Source organism: Nocardia sp. NPDC004582, assembly GCF_053602115.1.
The window spans coordinates 39918-57179 of record NZ_JBSGCY010000029.1 but is presented as its reverse complement, the minus strand read 5'-3'; the positions used below and the strand labels follow the sequence as shown (position 1 = coordinate 57179).

Below are 17262 nucleotides of genomic sequence, written 5' to 3'. Positions count from 1 at the left end.
TGTCGGCGTACTCCACGCCGGGCCCGTGCCGCCGGGTCAGGTGCGAGCCCATGCGTTCGGGAAGTTCGGTGCGCGGCAGCCGCATCCGCTGCGGGGCGGTGTTCGGGCAGCAGCCGCATCACCTGGTCGAGGCGGGTGTCCTCGGGCCAGGGCACGATGTCGACGCCGACGGTGCCCATATCGCGGTACATGGAGGTGCGTTCCAGCTGCCACATGCGGGCGAGCGTATTGTCCAGGCCCTCGCCGAACGGCGGCCCGCGCAGCACGTCGATCACCACCACGACGTGGCCGCGTTTGCGCAGATCGATGAGGGCCAAGGCGAATTGGGTGTCGAGCAGGGTCGAGAAGGCGACGATGACCGCGCCGATCGGGACCGCGGCGTGCGGGGCCAGCGAGCCCTGCATGCCGATGTGCTCGTCGCCGACATCGAGCACCGCGTCCACGATGCGATAGAACTGGCGGCGGCCGATATCGGGTCGCAGCCAGCGCGGGGCGCGGCCCAGGCACACCACCGCGGTGCGGTCGCCGGCCTGCAGCGCGGACTGCGCCACCTGGGCGGCGCCGCGCACCGACAGCTCCAGCGAGTCCGAGGCGGGGCCGGGGGCCTGCATCGAGGTGTCCACCAGGACGACCACGTCCGCGGCCCGGTTGGTGAAGCGCTCGGTCACGAACAGCTGCCCGCGCCGCGCGCTCACCGGCCAGTTGACGGTGCGCAGCTGGTCGCCCGGGGTGTAGGCCCGGATGTCGGCGTACTCCACGCCGGGCCCGTGCCGCCGGGTCAGGTGCGAGCCCATGCGTTCGGGAAGTTCGGTGCGCGGCAGCCGCATCCGCTGCGGGTCGGTGATCGGGTAGATGTACAGCTCCCCCGCGGGCAGCCGCACCGAGGCCACCGCCAGTCCGGCGGGACTGAGCGCGGTGATCCGCATCGGCACCGGGTAGCGCCCCCAGCGCGCGGCCGACAGCGCCAGCCGCAGCCCGGCCGGGGAGGCCCCGGAGTCCACCGTCTCCTCGACGTGGATCTCCATGTCCGGCAATGGTTCCGGGTGCAGCCGCAGCAGCGCGTGGCCGCTCTCCACGAAGGCGGCGGCGGTCAGCACCACCTCCTCGGTCTCGAAGCAGCGCAGTACCCCGGAGCCGTCGATCTGGATCCGGGTCCGCGACTGTTGCAGCGGCGCCGACGCCAGCACCCCGAGCATGGGCGCGGCGAACACCACCAGCTGCCATTTGCCCAGGATCACCGCCAGCACCAGCGCGGGCGCCGACACCGCGGCGAGCATGAACACCAACGGCGCAGGCCGCCAGCGCAGTTCGGCCTCGATGGAGGCGGTGGTGTCGCGATGCTTCATGCGCGCCTCAAGCGGTGGTGGCGCGCGGGACGGGCAGGCGGCGCAGCAGTTCGGAGATGACGTCCTCACCGCGGATGCGACGCACCCACATCTCGGGGCGCAGCGTGATGCGGTGCGCCATGGCGGGAATGGCCAGCGCCTTCACGTCCTCGGGGACCACGTAGTCGCGGCCGTGCAGCAGGGCGCGGGCACGGGCCATCTGCACGAGGTCGAGTTCGGCGCGCGGGCTGGCGCCGACCTCCACCTGCGGGTGGCCGCGGGTGGCGGCGGCGAGCGAGACCACGTAGCCGACCACATCGGGGTGCACGGTGACGAATTCGACGGACTGGCGCATCTCGAGCAGGCCCTCGGCGTCGACCACCTGCCCGATCTGGGCGGGTTGCGCGCCGCGTTCCAGCCGGCGGCGAATCATGTTCATCTCGTCGTTCTCCGACAGGTACCCGAGCCGCAGCTGCATGGCGAAACGGTCGAGCTGGGCCTCGGGCAGCGGGTAGGTGCCCTCGTACTCGATCGGGTTGTCGGTGGCGAAGACGATGAAAGGCTGTGGCAGCGGGAAGGTCTCACCGTCGATCGAGACCTGGCCCTCGGCCATGGCCTCCAGCAGCGCGGCCTGGGTCTTGGGCGGGGTGCGGTTGACCTCGTCGGCCAGCAGCATATTGGTGAACACCGGGCCGCGCCGGAAACTGAAACGGCCCGAATGCATGTCGTAGATGGTGGAGCCGATCAGGTCGGCGGGCAGCAGGTCCGGGGTGAACTGCACACGGGTGAAGTTCAGCCCGAGCGCGGTCGCGAAGGATCGCGCGATCAGGGTCTTGCCCAGGCCGGGCAGATCCTCGATCAGGATGTGGCCGCCGGACAGCACCGCGATCATGATCAGCTGCAGCTCGTCCCGCTTGCCGACCACGACCCGGGATACTTCGCGCAGTACGGCGTCGGTGCGCTTGATGGTCACGTCCATCGGTGATGTCATGGCAACTCTCGCATCTCATCTCACATGTCTTGTAGCCGACGCAGGATCTCGTCGAGGGCCTCGCGGCCGGGTGCGCGATTGACCTCGTCGCGCAGTGCCGAGTTGGCCGGGTCCACCCACCGCCACAGTTCGGGGCCGAACTGGAGCTGTCCCGCCACCTCGAGCGCGCGGCGGTTCTTGTTCATCCGATGACCGCTGGTCAGCTCGAATTCCTTGGCCAGCAAGGGCCGCAGGTGGCGGTCCCAGTCGGCGCGGGTGCCCTCGGACCGATCGGCCAGCATCGTGGCGCGCGCTTCCCAGCGGCGCAGCATCTCGACGGGCCCGTTATCGATGTCGTTGTCCTCCGCGACCGGGGTGAGCCGCCGTGACCGTTCGACCAGCGTCCAGACCAGCAGTCCGAGCGCGCCCGCCACCGGGAGGCCGGTGAGCAGCGGCAGCAGTTCGCGCTGATTGCCGAGCGCGACGAATTCGAACAGCACGACCAGCACCACCGCGCCGGTCACGATCGCGCCCCGATTCATGGCCGATCCCCCGTTCGGTCCCACCGGATCTCCCCCGCGACACCAGATTTCATGCCGCCAGCCCCTGGAGATCCGCCAATACGATACGCAGCAGCTGTTCGGCCCGCATTCGCTGCCACTCCAGCATGGAGTGCGGGCTGAACCGCGCCTCCTCGAACAGCGACACCAGTTCCCGTGCCGACGCGTCGTGCAGGAAGCCGCGGTCGAAGGCTCGCGCCAGCACCTCGGAAGGGGTGTCCGAGGCCAGCGGCGCCACCTCCCGCGCCACTGCCAGACCGCTTTCCATGGCCACGTAGCAGGCGATGATGGCGGTGCGCGGGTCCTGTCCGGGCGCGGTCATGGCGGCCAGGCCCATCTCGGCCACCTTGGCCAGCGAGACCGCCTCGGTGGCGGTGGGCTGCGGCAGCGGGGTGCGGGTCAGGGCGGGCCGGCGGTTCGAATTCACCGCCACCACAACCAGTCCCGTCATGGCGATCAGGACCAGCACGGTCGCGGTGATGCCGACCAGCAGCAGCGCGGTGCCGCTCAGCGACGGCTCGGGCACCGAGTCCACCGGGGGCGCGGTCGTTTCCAGCGGCTCGGACGTGGTGCCCGTGGCCGGGGCGGGATGTGAGCCGGCGTCGCCCTGGCGCGCGGGTGTCACCAGGTAGATCGAGAGCATCGCGGTCCCGATCAGGGTGAGGGCCGCGACGGCGATCACCACGGCGAGCCCGATCCGCCGCAGTCCGGGCCCGCGCACCAGGGTCTCGCGGTCGGGTTCGGGCATGGCGAGCGGCAGCCGGTGCCGGCTGTTGATCACACCCGCCACCAGGATCACCATCGAGACCAGCAGCAGCACCGGCATCAAGGCCAGGGAGACCGCCGACGACGGATGCGGCGCGGCAGGTCCTCCGGTTCCCGGAATGTACCCGCGCAGTGCGACGACAGCCAGCACGACGAGACCGATCAGTGCGATCGTCCGCGTTGCCACCGTCCCCACCCCAGTCACGACCACTCCTAACCAGAGTCCAGCAGAAACAGGCACATAGTTACATGCCAAGCGGTCCGTCAGGACCAAAATGGGCAAGCTGGAACCACATACCCGCCGCGCATAAATCCCCCACCTGCGCACCGAGCTCCACCAGACCCGAAAACCCAGGTCATCCCACCCGCGCCGGGCAGCCGCCGGGCAACCCCACTTATCACCATCCGCGCACGATCGCGGCCGCCGAGCACCGCCGATCAAGATCGAACCGGGGCCCGGGCGGTCGCCGGCGCCACGGCCGCGCGCCACCGGGCAGGCAACTGCCCGCGGGGAGCCGCTGGTCCGGCCGGAGGGGACCGCTCGGGCTAATTGCAACGCCGACGTGCAGCGCCGGCTTCGGCCGCCCCCGTCAGCCGGGCCAGGTTGTTCGGCTGCGGCCACACCGAGGCGGACGGCTGCGGGCCCGGCCGGGTCGGACAGCCGCCGCCAAACCAAGTCAGACAGCCGCGGCAGGGGCTGACGGCTGCGGGCCAGCCAGATGGCGCGGGTCTCGAGAGGTCAGGCCGTGCGACGCACCCGGGCACGCAGGCGGGTCAGCGGCGAGGGCTGGGGCAGGGCGCGGGGCGGTTCGGCGATCGGGTCGGGCACCGCCGTCGGGCCCTGGTAAGTGCTCCCGGCCGGGGCCCCGACCGCGCCCGCCGCGGTCCGCGGCTCCACCAGGCGGCCCAGCGCGCGGAAATCCCAGCCGGCGGCCAGCCACGGCTCCGGGTCGAGGGTGTTGCGGGCGTCGATGATCACGCGTCCGCGCGCGACCGTGCGCAGGAAGCCCGGGTCCAGCTCCCGGAACTCGCGCCACTCGGTCAGGTGCAGCACCACGTCCGCCTCGTGCAGAGCGGCGGCCGGGGTGGCCGCGAACACCAGCTGCGGTGCCACCGCGCGTGCGGGACCCGTTGCGGCCGGGTCGAATACGGTCACCTCGACGCCCGCAGCGTGCAGGCGGCGGGCCACGTCCAGCGCCGGCGAGTCGCGGACGTCGTCGGAGAGCGGCTTGAAGGCCGCGCCCAGGATGCCCACCCGGCCGACCGGCCGGTGCTCGCCACCGAGCAGTTCGAGGGTCTCGCGCACCACCCGCTCGCGGCGGCGCAGGTTCACCGCGTCGACGTCGCGCAGGAACGCCACCGACTCCCCCGCGCCGAGTTCGGTCGCGCGAGCGATCAGGGCGCGCACGTCCTTCGGCAGGCAGCCGCCGCCGTAGCCGAGGCCGGCGCCCAGGAACTTGCGGCCGATCCGGTCGTCGTGGCCCAGCGCGTCGGCCAGCAGGGTGACGTCCGCGCCGGTCAGATCGCACAGCTCGGCCATGGCGTTGATGAACGAGATCTTGGTCGCCAGAAAGGCGTTCGCGGAGACCTTGATCAGTTCCGCGGTGGGCAGATTGGTGATCACCACCGGCGATCCCCCGGCGATGGGGGTGGCGTAGACCTGCCGCAGCGCCCATTCGGCGTCCGGGGTGGTCACGCCGAACACCAGCCGGTTCGGGTGCAGGGTGTCGTGGACGGCGTGCCCTTCGCGCAGGAACTCCGGGTTCCAGGCCAGATCGACCGAAATCCCTTCCGGCGCCAGCGCGGCGATGCGCGCGGTGAGCGCCTCGGCCGTGCCGACCGGCACCGTGGACTTGCCGACGATGAGACAGTTGCGGGTCAGGTGCGGAACGAGGCCGTCGAGCGCGCTGTGGAGCTGCGACAGGTCCGCGGCCCCGTTCACGCCGGGCGGCGTTCCCACACACAGGAAGTGGACGTCGGCGAATTCGGCGGCCTCGACCAGCGAGGTGCCGAAGCGCAGCCGCCCGCCCGCCACGTGCCCGGCCAGCAGCTCCGGGAGACCGGGTTCGTGGAAGGGCACCACGCCGGCCGAGAGCGCGGCCGCCTTGGCCGGATTGTTGTCCACCCCGAGGACGTCGAAACCGAGTTCGGCCATGCCCGCGGCGTGGGTGGCGCCCAGGTAGCCGGTGCCGATGACGGAGATGCGCAGCATCAGGATGCCTCCTTGGCGGCCGGGATCTCGCCCGGCACCGGATCGGACCGCAGCGCCGAATCGGGCTGCGGGCGTTCCGCGATCACCTCGCGGTAGTGGCGGATGAGCAGGTCGTTGACCGCGGCCCAGGACCGGTCGCGCACGCTGCGCACCGCGGTGGCCGCGGTCTGCTCGCGCAGCCGGGGGTCCTCGACCAGACGGCGCACCATTGCGGTCATGGCCTCGGCGTCGCCGGGCGGGTAGAGGAATCCGGCGCCGGGCGTGATCACGTCGATCGGGCCGCCGGACTTCGGCGCGACCACCGGCACCCCGGAGGCCAAGGCCTCCTGCGCTGCCTGGCAATAGGTTTCGTGGCGGCCGGTGTGCACGAACACATCCAGCGAGGCGTACGCGGCCGCGAGTTCCTCACCGTGCAGCACGCCCAGGAACTCCGCGTCGGGCAGCAGCTTGCGCAGCCGCTTCTCCTCCGGGCCGCCGCCCACGATGACCAGTCGTACCCCGGGCAGCGGGCGCAGCGCGGCCAGCAGTTCGAGTTCCTTCTCCGGCGCGAGCCGCCCGATGTAGCCGACCAGGGCTTCACCCTTGGGGGCCAGGCGCTTTCGCAGCTCTTCCGACCGGCGGAAGGGCCCGAACTGCTGCAGGTCCACCCCGCGCGGCCAGCGGCCCAGGCCCGGGATGCCCATCAGTTCCAGCTGGCGCAGGCTGGCGGTGGAGGGCGCGAGGGTGCGGTCCACCCGCAGGTGGATGCGCCGGGTCAGGGCGGTCATGGCGCGCACGCCGCCGGGCAGGTCGTAGCGCAGCGCGAAACCCACCAGATCGGTCTGATAGATGGCGACCGTCGGAATCCCGAGTTCGTCCGCGACCTTGGCCGCCTGGTAGCCCAGCGTCGCCGGGGAAGCGATGTGCACTACGTCGGGCTTGAACTCGCGCATGATCTTGCGCAGCCGGCGGCGGGTCTCGAGCCCGATCCGGAAGTCCCGGTAGAACGGCAGCCGGGCTCCGCGCACGACATGTACGCGGAACCCGGCGTATTTGGCCGGTCCGGTCGGGGCCACGAGGGTGGCCTCGTGCCCCTTGGCGGCCAGGTGATCCAGCACCCGCCGCACGGAGTTGGTCACGCCGTTGACCTGGGGAAGGAAGGACTCGGCGACGACCAGCACACGTAAGCGGGCGTGGTTCCGGATATGGGGGCTACTCGGTATGCTCGGGTTCCGCGGCGCGGAATCCCTTGCCTGCTCGCGGATTCGCATCGGTCCCCTCCGGTTCGGTGCTGCTCCTGACGCCACGGTAGGAAGCGGCCCGCAACACCAGCCCCCCTCCGCGTTGACGGCACGTGAACCGTGCGCGTCGATCTCCCCGGCCAGTTCACCGGGGCTTCGCCGAACGGCTATCGCGCCTCGAGGTTTACCGGTTCCCGCAGCTCTCCGAGGCGGCTGAGGGTGCGGTAGAGGTCGGGGACGCGCTTGATCTCGCCGCCGAGCTCCGCCAACGGCACCTTCGCGAAGATCGACAGTTCGAGGTCGGCGTCGTAGAGCACATCGACCAGGTTCACCAAACGCATCACCCAGTCCGGCGGCACCGTGCCCAGGGGCGGGACATCGCACACCACCCAGGTGTGAAGGTCGCGGGCCAGTTCCAGGAAATCGGCCGCCGACACCGGGATTCCGCACAGTTCCGCGAAATCGACGGTGATCGTGCCGTCCGCGATCGCGCGGGCGTGCAGCCGCCGGTGCGCGACGGGGAGGTCCACCCGGCCGATCTCCGGGCACGCGCCGACCACGTAGTGCCCGGCCGCGAACCCGGTGTGCCGACCCCCGAGCGAGCGATAGTCCGTCGGCCCGTTCACCGACACCACGTCGAGGTGTTCGAGGATGCGGTCGATCGTCGGCACGAACATCGGATGCAGGTACGGGTTCGGCAGCAGGTCCTGCGGCGGGTAGTTCGAGGTGACCACCAGGGTGATGCGCCGGGCGAACAGGGTGTCCAGCAGCCGGGCCACCAAGCGGGCGTCGCCCGAGTCGTGGACGTGGAATTCGTCGAAACAGATCAGCTCCGCGTCCCCGAGCAGCGCGGCGGCCGAGGCGTCGATGCTCCCGTACTCGTGGATGCCCGCGTTCAGGCGCGCGAAGAACGAGTGGAAGTGATAGCGCCGCTTGCGCTCCGAGGACACCGCTTCGAAGAAGCGATTCATCAACATGGTCTTCCCGCGCCCGGGCCCGCCGTACAGATAGAGCCCGCGCGGTTCCCGCTGCCCGAGCGGGAACCGCCACCGCTTGCCCACGCGCGCGGCGATGGCGTCCAGCCGCTCGGCGGCGTCGCGCTGGTCCGCGTCGAGCACGATGTCCGGCGTTTCCATGACGACCTCCCTGCATCCTCTACTGCTGTAGAGCCTCCTCTATAGTTGTAGAGGAACTCGAAGCCGCAGAGGAGCAAAGGTGACCACTTCCACACCCGATCGGCGCACCCTCATCGTGGACAGCGCCATCGATCTCATTGCGACCCAAGGACTCCGGGCCCTCACCCACCGCGCCCTGGACACCGCGCTGGACCTGCCCACGGGCTCGACGTCCTATTACTTCCGCACCAAACGCGCGCTCGTCGAGGCCATCGTGGACCGCATCACCACCCGCTCCCGCACCGACTTCACGACCGGACAGGGCGGTCTGATCACCCCCGCGGCCCTGCCGGGCACTCGCGACGACATCGACCTGGACGCGCTCGCGACCGGCATCGCGGGCTGGCTGGATCACCTACTGGCACAACGCCGCAACCACCTGATCGCACGGCAGGCCCTCATTCTGGAACTGCTCGGCGACACCGAGCTGCGGCCACGCCTGGTCCGCAGCCTCTTCTCCCACCAGCACGCCACCGGCCTGTTCGAAACCCTCGGCGCGGCCGAACCCGCCACCGCCGCAGCCGATTTCATCGCGGTTATCGAGGGCCTGGTATTCGACCGCTTCGCCGGCGCCCGCACCGAACTCGCGCCGGGCACCCCGGCGAGCGTCGCGCAGCTGAAAGGCGTACTCGCCGTTCAGCTCAGAGGTTCTTCGTAATCATGATCCGGGTGTCCGGCCACGGCGGCCGCTTGATCACGGCCGCGGTCGCGAACGCCGCCGCGATCAGCCCGGTGAGCACGCCGAGCAGCGCGACCCTCTCACCGTTGGCGGTGCACACCCACTCGACGCTCCCGCCGCTGACCACGAACACGCCGCGCGCCCGCGGCCCGAACAACCCGGGCTCGGTCACCGTGATGACGGTGGTCCCGTCCGGTGTCTCGTAAGGCTCCCCGAACACCGGCGTCCCGCCCAGCGGCGACAGCTCGTTCAGACGGTCTCGCAAGGTCATGACAAACCCTTCCCCACAGGCGAATCCCGTCCCAATGTACGCCGCCGCCCCGAACGCAGAAGTCCACCGGCGCAATTCGCACCGGTGGACTCCCTGTCCCCTCGAATCGAGGTCGGATTCGATCGAGGTCAGTTGGCGGTGAGCACCAGCCCCGAGGTCGGGACGCCGGTGCCGGCGGTGACCACGATGTTCTCCAGGCCCTGGACCTGGTTGACCGAGGTGCCGCGGATCTGGCGCACGCCCTCGGCGATGCCGTTCATGCCGTGGATGTAGGCCTCGCCGAGCTGGCCGCCGTGGGTGTTCAGCGGCAGCCGGCCGCCGATCTCGATGGCGCCGTCGGCGATGAAGTCCTTGGCCTCACCGCGACCACAGAAGCCCAGCTCCTCGAGCTGCATCAGCACGAAGGGGGTGAAGTGGTCGTAGAGGATGCCCGCCTGCATGTCCTCCGGACGCAGACCGGACTGCGCCCACAGCTGGTCGCCGACCAGTCCCATCTCCGGCAGACCCGTCATGCCGTCGCGGTAGTAGCTGGTCATGACGTACTGGTCCGCACCGGAACCCTGGGCCGCGCCGGCGATCAGGGCCGGCTTGTTCGGCAGATCCTTGGCCCGCTCCGCGGAGGTGATCACGATGGCGACACCGCCGTCGGTCTCCTGGCAGCAGTCCAGCAGGTGCAGCGGCTCCGCGATGTAGCGCGAGGCCTGGTGCTCCTCGAGGGTGATCGGCTTGCCGTAGAAGTGGGCCGCCGGGTTCACCGCCGCGTGCTTGCGGTCGGCCACCGCGATGCGGCCGAAATCCTCACTGCGCGCGCCGTACACGTGCATGTAGCGGCGGGCCACCATGGCCACCTGCGCGGCCGGGGTGCCCAGGCCGTGGGTGTAGGAGAACCCGTTGTCCACGCCCGAGGAGCTCGGGTTGCCGGTCGCCAGGTGAGTGGCGAACTGGCCGAAGCGGTTTCCGGAGCGCTCGTTGAACGCGCGGTACGCGACCACGACATCCGCGATCCCGGTCGCCACCGCCATGGCGGCGTGCTGCACGGTCGCGGCGGCCGCGCCACCGCCGAACGGGATGTTGGAGAAGAACTTCAGCGACGGGATACCGGTGGCGCGCGCGACGGCGGCCTGGGTGTTGGTGTCCATGGTGAAGGTCGTCAGGCCGTCCACGTCGGCGGGGGTCAGGCCCGCGTCGGCGAGGGCGGCGGTGACCGCCTCGGCGGCCAGCCGCAGCTCACTGCGGCCGGAGTCCTTGGAGAAGTCGGTCGCGCCGATGCCGACGATCGCGGCCGCGCGGCTCAGCCCCGTCACTGTGCCTCCTGAAGGGCGATAACGGCTTTCGCCGTGATGTGGTCGCCGAGCGAATCCTTGCCGACCACATCGATGGTGACGGTCGAGCCCTCGACCGCGGCGACCGTGCCGGACAGGGTGAGGGTGTCACCCGCGTACAGCGGCACGCCCAGGCGCAGCGACAGCGACTTGACGATGGCCGTGGGCCCCGCCCAGTCGGTCACGAACCGCTGCACCAGACCGGTGTCGGTGAGGATATTGACGAAGATGTCCTTGGAACCGCGCGCCAGCGCCTTGTCCCGGTCGTGGTGCACGTCCTGGAAGTCGCGGGTGGCCAGCGCCGTGGACACGATGAACGTGGTGTCGGCGTGAATCACCAACTCCGGCAACGTGGTTCCGACCTGAACGGCCGACAGTTCGACGGTTGTCATTTGACGGCCTTCCAGTAGGGCACAGTGCTGTCGTCGTCGAGCTTCAGGAACGCGGCCTCGACCGGCATGCCGACCTCGACCTCGGACGGGTCGACCCCGGTCAGCTCGCCGAGCATGCGCACGCCCTCCTCCAGCTCGACCAGGGCGATCACGTACGGCAACTGGCGTCCCGGCACGCGCGGCGCGTGGTGCACCACGAAGCTGAAGACGGTGCCGCGGCCCGAGGCCACCACATAGTCGGTCTGCTCGGAGTGGTGCTTCCACAGCGCCGGCACCGGCGGATGCTGCAGCGAGCCGTCGGGCCGCTGCTGGATGCGCAGCTCCCCGGCTTTGACGCCCTCCCAATAGAACTCGGTGTCCTTGGAGACGGTCGGCCGCACCCGCTTGGCGAGATCCTCGGCCGAGACGTCACCGGAAGCGGCGGTGGCCTCGGTCTTTCCGGTCCCGGGCGCGAACTTCAGCATCCGGAACTTCATCTCGGTGACCAGTTCGTCGCCCACGTACCAGTTGGTGAGGTAGGTGGTGAACCAGCCGTCGCCGAGCCCGGTCTTCTTGGGGCCCACGATGTCACCGATGCTGGACCGCACCGTGACCTGCTCGCCGAGCTGCAGGTAGCGGTGGTAGACCTGCTCGCAGTTGGTGGCGACCACCGAGGTGAAACCGGCCGCGTCGAACAGCTCGTTGGTGCGGGTCATCGGGTCGTCGTCGGCGCGCACGCCGCCCAGGCCCAGCATGGTCCACACCTGCGCCATGGCCGGCGGGGCCACGATGCCGGGGTGCCCGGCCGCCCGGGCGGCGGCCTCGTCCACGTAGATCGGGTTGGCGTCGCCGAGGGCCTCGACCCAGTTGTTGATCATCGGCTGGTTGATCGGGTCGCGGCCCGCGCGGGGCGCGGACTCGCCGTCGGCCTTGATCTTCTCCAGGCCGTCGCGGATCTCGTCGGCCGTGAAACTCTTCGTCACGCTCTGCTCCTCTGCGATCTAGCGCGGCACCCGCGGCAGCCGCAGGCCCATCTGGGCGATCAGCTCACGCATGACCTCGTTGACGCCGCCGCCGAAGGTCACCACCAGGTTCTGCTTGGTGCGGCGGTCCAGCCAGACCAGCAGTTCCGCGGTGGCCGGGTCGGCGGGATCGCCGAAGCGGCCCACGATCTCCTCGGCCAGGCGGCCGGCTTCCTGCAGCGCCTCGGTGGAGAACACCTTGGTCGCGGAGGCGTCGGCGATCACGTCGCGCGGATCGGCGTCGGGGCGTTCCATATTGGACGCCACCTGCCAGTTCAGCAGTTCGTTGAGCCGGGTCATGGCGTGCAGGCGGCCCAGTGAGCGGCGCACCTCGGCCTGACCGAGCACACCCTGCTTCTGCGCCCACTCGCGCACCCGCTCGTAGAGCTGCTCGATCTTGCCGGACGGGCCCAGGCTGACCCGCTCGTGGTTGAGCTGGGTGGTGATCAGCTTCCAGCCGCCGTCGACCTCGCCGACGACCATGTTCGCGGGGACGCGGACATTGTCGAAGTAGGTGGCGTTGGTGTGGTGCGCGCCGTCGGCGGTGATGATCGGCGTCCAGGAGTAACCGGGGTCCTTGGTGTCCACGATCAGGATCGTGATGCCCTTGTGCCGGGACTCCACGGTGCCGGTGCGGACGGCCAGCCAGACGTAGTCGGCCTCGTGCGCGCCGGTGGTGAAGATCTTCTGGCCGTTGACGATCCAGTCGCCGTTGGCGTCGCGCACCGCGGAGGTGCGCAGCGCCGCCAGGTCGGTGCCGGCGTCCGGCTCGGAGTAGCCGATGGCGAAATGCACGTCACCGGTGAGGATTCCGGGCAGGAACTTCTGCTTCTGCTCCTCGGTGCCGAACGACTGCAGGGCCGGGCCCACGGTCAGCAGGGTCACCAGGGGCACGGGCACGTCGGCCCGGACCGCCTCGTTGTAGAAGATCTGCTGTTCCAGCGGGCCGAAGCCCTGGCCTCCGTACTCCTTGGGCCAGCCGACGCCGAGCTTGCCGTCGCGGCCCATGCGCTTGACCACCGCGCGGTAGGCGTCACCGTGCCGGTTCACCAGCATCTCGGCCTCCTCTTCGGGAGTCACGAGACCGGTGAAGTACGAGCGCAATTCGTCGCGCAGTTGCCGCTGTTCCGCGGTCAGTTCGATGAACATCTGGCTCCCAAACGGTCCAGCCGGAACGATTCGCCGCCGAGCCAGCGGGCGATGTCCTTGGCCTGTGAGTAGTAGCGGTGCAGCGGATGGGTGATATCGACACCGAGGCCGCCGTGCAGGTGGTGACACTGCTGCATGGCCGCGGGCAGTTCCGAGGCCACCGTGTACGCCAGCACGTCGAGATCGTCGTCGATACGCTCCAGATGCTCCGCCGTGGGGTCTTCCTGGGCCAGCGCCCACGCCGCCGACAGCGCGACCGCGTGCAGGGTCCGCGAGACCACGTACACATTCGCGATCTGCTGTGCGACCGCCTGGAATTCGGCCAGCGCGCGGCCGAACTGCTGCCGGGTCCGCACATGCTCGGCGGTCAGCCCGACGACACCCTCGAGCAGGCCGTCGGCCACCGAGCCCAGGCCCGCCAGGGCGTACCGGTGCAGCTCGGTGAGTCCGCCGGGCAGCAGCTGCTCGGCCGGGATCTCGACGCCGTCGAAGCGGACCGAGAACTCCGGCACGCCATCGGAGGTCGGGCTCGCGATGCGGGTGATGCCGGCGGCGTCACCGTCGACCACGGCGAGGCCGTTGTCGGTCGGCACCAGGATCCAGCGCGCGGTGTCGGCGTAGGGCACCGCCACCTTCTGCCCGGTGACGCGCACGGTCGCGCCGTCGCTCACCGCGGTGGTCTCGGGCTTCACCGTGAACGGCGCGCCGGTCTCGTGCAGGGCCGCGGTCAGCACCGCGCCCTCGGCCACGGCCGGGAACAGCTTCTCCGCCAAGGCATCCGGCACACCGATCGCCTTGAGCGGCAGCACGCCGAACGCGAGGGTGGACAGGGCGGGCACCTGCGCGGCGTCGGTGGCCAGCTCGGTGAGCATGGCCGAGACCTCGAGCAGGCCCATATCGTCGCCGCCGAAGCGCTCGGGCAGCGGCACGGCCAGCAGACCGCTCTCCGCGATGATGGGCCAGAGCGCGATATCGCGTGCGCTTTCACGCTCCAGCAAACTTACGACAACCTCGGCGACAGCGTCCTGGCTCTCGTCCCTGGTGAAGTCCAATTCAATGCTCCCGGTTGAGTGTGGGCTAGCTGCTCGACTCGCGAGGCAGCCCGAGAATCCGTTCACCGGCGACGGTCAACAGAATCTGTTCGGTCCCGCCAGCAATCGACAAACAGCGTGTGAGCAGGAATTCCTTCACCACAGGGGTTTCCAGAGCGCCCGCGACACCGGACAATTCGACGGCGAACTCGGCCACCGCCTGCCGGTGCCTGACACCGACCAGTTTGCGCACACTGCTCTCCGCGGCGGGGTCCCCGCCGGTCAGCAGTTTCCGGGCCGCACGGGCCTCCAACAATGTTCCCGCGACCGACTCCGCGACGAGTCCGCCGAGCCGATCCGCGACCAGTTCGGCGCCCGGGCCCGAGACGGGCGCGGCGGCGATCAATGCCTCCAGCTCGTCGCCGATGCCCTTGCCGCCCATGGCCACCCGCTCCGCCGACAGCGTCGACCGCGCGATCTTCCAACCGTTGCCGAGCTCACCGACCAGGCAGTCGTCCGGCACGAAGACGTCGTCGAGGAACACCTCGTTGAAGCGCGCCTCACCGGTGATCTCCACCAGCGGCCGGATGTCCAGCCCGGCGCTCTTCATGTCGACCAGGAAGTAGCTGATGCCCTTGTGCTTCGGCGCGGACGCGTCGGTGCGGGCCAGGCAGATGCCCCAGGTGGCGCGGTCGGCCAGCGAGGTCCACACCTTCTGGCCGCGCAGCTTCCAGCCGCCCTCGACCCGCTCGGCCACCGTGCGCAGCGCCGCCAGGTCCGAACCGGCGCCCGGCTCGGAGAACAGCTGGCACCAGATGACCTCACCGGTCAGCGTCGGCATGGCGTAGCGCTCGATCTGCTCGGGGGTGCCCCACTGCAGCAGGGTCGGGATCGCCCAGTTGGCGATCGCGATATCGGGCAGCGTGATCCCGGCCTTGCGGATCTGATCGTCGAGCCGGGTGCGCAGGATCGGACCGGCGCCCCGACCGTAGGGCGCGGGCCAATGCGAGGCCAGCAGACCGGCCTCGGCCAGCGCCACCCGCTGCTCCGCCTCCGGCAGCGCCGCGATCTTGGCCAGGTCGGCCTCCAGCACCGCCGCCTCGGCATCGCTCAATCCGGCACTCGCCCAGGCCGATTCGGCGTCGCCGCCGAGGTCGATGCCGACCGTGCGGCGCACGCCCGCCAGGGTGAGCTCGGTGACCCGGGCCCGCCAGCGCGCGGTGCCGCCGAGCAGCTGCCGCAGGGCGGTGGCGCGGCGCAAGTACAGGTGGGCGTCGTGCTCCCAGGTGAAGCCGATGCCGCCCAGGACCTGAATGCAGTCCTTGGCGTTCTCGACCGCGGCGTCAAGGGACATCGACAGCGCGACCGCGGCGGCCAGCGGCAGTTCCGAGCTCCCGGCGTCCGCGGCGGCGGCGGCATCGGCGGCCACCGCGCGAATCTGCTCGACCCGGCACAGCATCCAGGCGCAGATGTGCTTCACGGCCTGGAACTCGCCGATCCGGCGGCCGAACTGCTCGCGCACTTTGGCGTATTCGGTGGCGGTCTCCAGAGCCCAGCCCGCGATGCCGGCCAGTTCGGCGGCGACCAGGGTGGCGGCCAGGTCCGGCACCGGGAAGCCGGGCTCGAACAGCCGGTCCGCGGCCACGGCGACATCGGCGCAGACCACGCGGGCCAGCGGCGTGCTCTGGTCGATCGCGTCCAGCGGCTCGGCGGTCAGCCCGGCGGCGTCGCCGTCGATCAGCGCCCACAGGTGCCGGTCGCCGTCACGCACCGGAACCAGGACGGCGGTGCCGGGCGCGGCGCCCAGGACCGAGCCCCACTCGCCGGACACCACGGCGCCCTCGGCGCCCGCCGAGATCGCGATTTCACCCTCGAGCGCGACGCCGCATGGCGTAGTCTCGTCGAGCGCCTCGCCGACGACGAGACCTGCCAGCGCCGTCGCGAGAACCGGTCCGCCGACGAGGTCGTGCGCCGCCTGTTCCACCAGGACGGCCAGGTCCCCGACGGTACCGCCCGCGCCCCCGGCCTCTTCCGGCACCGCGACCCGGAAAATCCCGAGATCGGCCAGGCGCGACCAGTATTCGCGCCAGAAATCTGGCGCGCCGGAGCGCATTGTTGCAATTGGTCCCACCGCCGACGCCCATCCGCGCATCGACTCCTGGACGGCTTTATGCTCGTCAGTGGTGGCTATGGTCACAACCCCTACCTTCTTCCCGGCGTGACTTCCACTCCTAGAACATGTTCTAATGTTCGAGCCGGGCGGAAGTCAAGCGCCGTCCCGACGACGCGGTACGAACTCGTGCCCGGCCGATGTCGGCCGGGTGAGATGAACCGAACGATTCGTGCGAAAGGACTTTCAACCGATGGCCAGTCCCTCCCGATCGCAGGCCGCCGACGGAGCGCCCGGTGGACGCACCGCGCCCGTCACCACCCTCAGCGAGGAGGATCTGAGCTCGGCGGCCCAGCGCGACCGGCGCAAACGCATCCTCGACGCGACCCTCGCGCTCGCCTCCAAGGGCGGCTACGACGCGGTCCAGATGCGGGCGGTCGCCGAACGCGCGGACGTCGCCGTCGGCACGCTCTACCGGTACTTCCCGTCCAAGGTGCACCTACTGGTGTCCGCCCTGGCCCGGGAATTCGAGTCCTTCGAGGGCCGCCGCAAGCCGCTCGCCGGCGCCACCCCGCAGGAGCGCATGCACCTGCTGCTCACCCAGGTCACCCGGGCCATGCAGCGCGACCCGCTGCTCACCGAGGCCATGACCCGCGCCTTCATGTTCGCCGACGCGTCCGCGGCCGCCGAGGTCGATCGGGTCGGCAAGGTGATGGACCGCTTCTTCGCCCGCGCCCTGTCCGACGAGATCCCCAGCGACCGCCAGCTCGCCATCGCCCGCGTCATCTCCGATGTGTGGCTGTCGAACCTGGTCGCCTGGCTGACCCGTCGCGCCTCGGCCACCGACGTGACCGAGCGCCTGGAGCTGACCGTCGATCTGCTCATCGGCGGCGACAAGGAGTAGCGAACGCACTACTGCGTTCGCGAAGCGAGACGGGCTGCCCGGTCCGGAGAGCCGGGCAGCCCGTTGGCGTTACCGGAGTTCGGGTTTGCTGGAACAGCGCTGGTCAGCCAGGGTGAACACCGAGCAACCCGGGTGTGTCTCACAGCAGGCGTGAACGACGCGGAAGTGTCTTGTAA

Annotated in this window: 16 protein-coding genes; 2 read left to right on the top strand and 14 right to left on the bottom strand. The window is 70.4% G+C overall.

From position 1 onward, the window contains the following. The 7 genes from ACWELJ_RS11635 to zapE form a co-directional block, all read right to left on the bottom strand. Positions 1-1346 (bottom strand): DUF58 domain-containing protein (locus ACWELJ_RS11635; protein ID WP_452366107.1); only part of this gene is annotated, 1346 nt, incomplete at its 3' end. Between the two features lie 7 nt (positions 1347-1353). Then, positions 1354-2316: an AAA family ATPase gene (locus tag ACWELJ_RS11630; RefSeq protein WP_452366106.1), complete on the bottom strand. Its 963-nt coding sequence runs from the start codon at positions 2314-2316 to the stop codon at positions 1354-1356. Positions 2317-2336: 20 nt separating this feature from the next. Beyond that, on the bottom strand, positions 2337-2837 hold the full coding sequence (locus ACWELJ_RS11625) for a hypothetical protein (RefSeq protein WP_452366105.1): 501 nt from the start codon (positions 2835-2837) through the stop codon (positions 2337-2339). Positions 2838-2886: 49 nt separating this feature from the next. Next, on the bottom strand, positions 2887-3807 hold the full coding sequence (locus tag ACWELJ_RS11620) for a DUF4129 domain-containing protein (RefSeq protein WP_452366104.1): 921 nt from the start codon (positions 3805-3807) through the stop codon (positions 2887-2889). A 552-nt stretch (positions 3808-4359) separates the two neighbouring features. Then, the gene (locus ACWELJ_RS11615) at positions 4360-5829 is read right to left on the bottom strand and encodes a UDP-glucose dehydrogenase family protein (RefSeq protein WP_452366110.1); all 1470 of its coding nucleotides are present in this window, start codon (positions 5827-5829) and stop codon (positions 4360-4362) included. A 2-nt stretch (positions 5830-5831) separates the two neighbouring features. Continuing rightward, positions 5832-6950 (bottom strand): glycosyltransferase family 4 protein, encoded by a 1119-nt coding sequence (locus ACWELJ_RS11610; protein ID WP_452366103.1) that lies wholly within the window; start codon positions 6948-6950, stop codon positions 5832-5834. Positions 6951-7219: 269 nt separating this feature from the next. Beyond that, the gene (gene zapE / locus ACWELJ_RS11605) at positions 7220-8188 is read right to left on the bottom strand and encodes a cell division protein ZapE (RefSeq protein WP_452366102.1); all 969 of its coding nucleotides are present in this window, start codon (positions 8186-8188) and stop codon (positions 7220-7222) included. Positions 8189-8267: 79 nt separating this feature from the next. Between zapE and ACWELJ_RS11600 the strand changes: the two genes are divergently transcribed. Continuing rightward, positions 8268-8885, top strand: coding sequence for a TetR/AcrR family transcriptional regulator (locus tag ACWELJ_RS11600; protein WP_452366101.1), 618 nt, complete (start codon positions 8268-8270; stop codon positions 8883-8885). On the opposite strand, the gene ACWELJ_RS11595 is transcribed toward ACWELJ_RS11600, so the two are convergent. The 7 genes from ACWELJ_RS11595 to ACWELJ_RS11565 form a co-directional block, all read right to left on the bottom strand. After that, positions 8869-9177 (bottom strand): hypothetical protein, encoded by a 309-nt coding sequence (locus ACWELJ_RS11595; protein ID WP_452366100.1) that lies wholly within the window; start codon positions 9175-9177, stop codon positions 8869-8871. The genes ACWELJ_RS11600 and ACWELJ_RS11595 overlap by 17 nt on opposite strands. Before the next feature lie 128 nt (positions 9178-9305). Next, on the bottom strand, positions 9306-10481 hold the full coding sequence (locus ACWELJ_RS11590; protein ID WP_357087378.1) for a lipid-transfer protein: 1176 nt from the start codon (positions 10479-10481) through the stop codon (positions 9306-9308). Next, complete coding sequence (locus tag ACWELJ_RS11585; protein WP_452366099.1) at positions 10478-10891, bottom strand: MaoC family dehydratase; 414 nt, start codon at positions 10889-10891, stop codon at positions 10478-10480. The genes ACWELJ_RS11590 and ACWELJ_RS11585 overlap by 4 nt, the downstream gene beginning before the upstream one ends. Further along, a complete protein-coding gene (locus tag ACWELJ_RS11580; protein ID WP_452366098.1) occupies positions 10888-11853 on the bottom strand; it encodes a bifunctional MaoC family dehydratase N-terminal/OB-fold nucleic acid binding domain-containing protein in 966 nt (321 codons plus the stop codon). The genes ACWELJ_RS11585 and ACWELJ_RS11580 overlap by 4 nt, the downstream gene beginning before the upstream one ends. A gap of 18 nt (positions 11854-11871) precedes the next feature. Next, on the bottom strand, positions 11872-13041 hold the full coding sequence (locus tag ACWELJ_RS11575; protein WP_357275790.1) for an acyl-CoA dehydrogenase family protein: 1170 nt from the start codon (positions 13039-13041) through the stop codon (positions 11872-11874). Further along, entirely contained in the window at positions 13026-14093 is a 1068-nt protein-coding gene (locus ACWELJ_RS11570) for an acyl-CoA dehydrogenase family protein (RefSeq protein WP_452366097.1), read from the bottom strand. Before ACWELJ_RS11570 ends, ACWELJ_RS11575 begins: the two co-directional genes overlap by 16 nt. A 25-nt stretch (positions 14094-14118) precedes the next feature. Continuing rightward, entirely contained in the window at positions 14119-16269 is a 2151-nt protein-coding gene (locus tag ACWELJ_RS11565) for an acyl-CoA dehydrogenase (protein WP_452366096.1), read from the bottom strand. Between the two features lie 166 nt (positions 16270-16435). Here ACWELJ_RS11565 and kstR point away from each other — a divergent pair, with 166 nt between their 5' ends. After that, positions 16436-17086 (top strand): cholesterol catabolism transcriptional regulator KstR, encoded by a 651-nt coding sequence (gene kstR, locus ACWELJ_RS11560; RefSeq protein WP_357087396.1) that lies wholly within the window; start codon positions 16436-16438, stop codon positions 17084-17086. Positions 17087-17262: the final 176 nt, after the last annotated feature.

Coding starts and splice junctions, on each gene's coding strand:
- zapE (WP_452366102.1), bottom strand. CDS start 8,188: ATGGAAACGCCGGACATCGTGCTCGACGCGGACCAGCGCGACGCCGCC.
- ACWELJ_RS11575 (WP_357275790.1), bottom strand. CDS start 13,041: ATGTTCATCGAACTGACCGCGGAACAGCGGCAACTGCGCGACGAATTG.
- ACWELJ_RS11585 (WP_452366099.1), bottom strand. CDS start 10,891: ATGACAACCGTCGAACTGTCGGCCGTTCAGGTCGGAACCACGTTGCCG.
- kstR (WP_357087396.1), top strand. CDS start 16,436: ATGGCCAGTCCCTCCCGATCGCAGGCCGCCGACGGAGCGCCCGGTGGA.
- ACWELJ_RS11625 (WP_452366105.1), bottom strand. CDS start 2,837: ATGAATCGGGGCGCGATCGTGACCGGCGCGGTGGTGCTGGTCGTGCTG.
- ACWELJ_RS11630 (WP_452366106.1), bottom strand. CDS start 2,316: ATGACATCACCGATGGACGTGACCATCAAGCGCACCGACGCCGTACTG.
- ACWELJ_RS11595 (WP_452366100.1), bottom strand. CDS start 9,177: ATGACCTTGCGAGACCGTCTGAACGAGCTGTCGCCGCTGGGCGGGACG.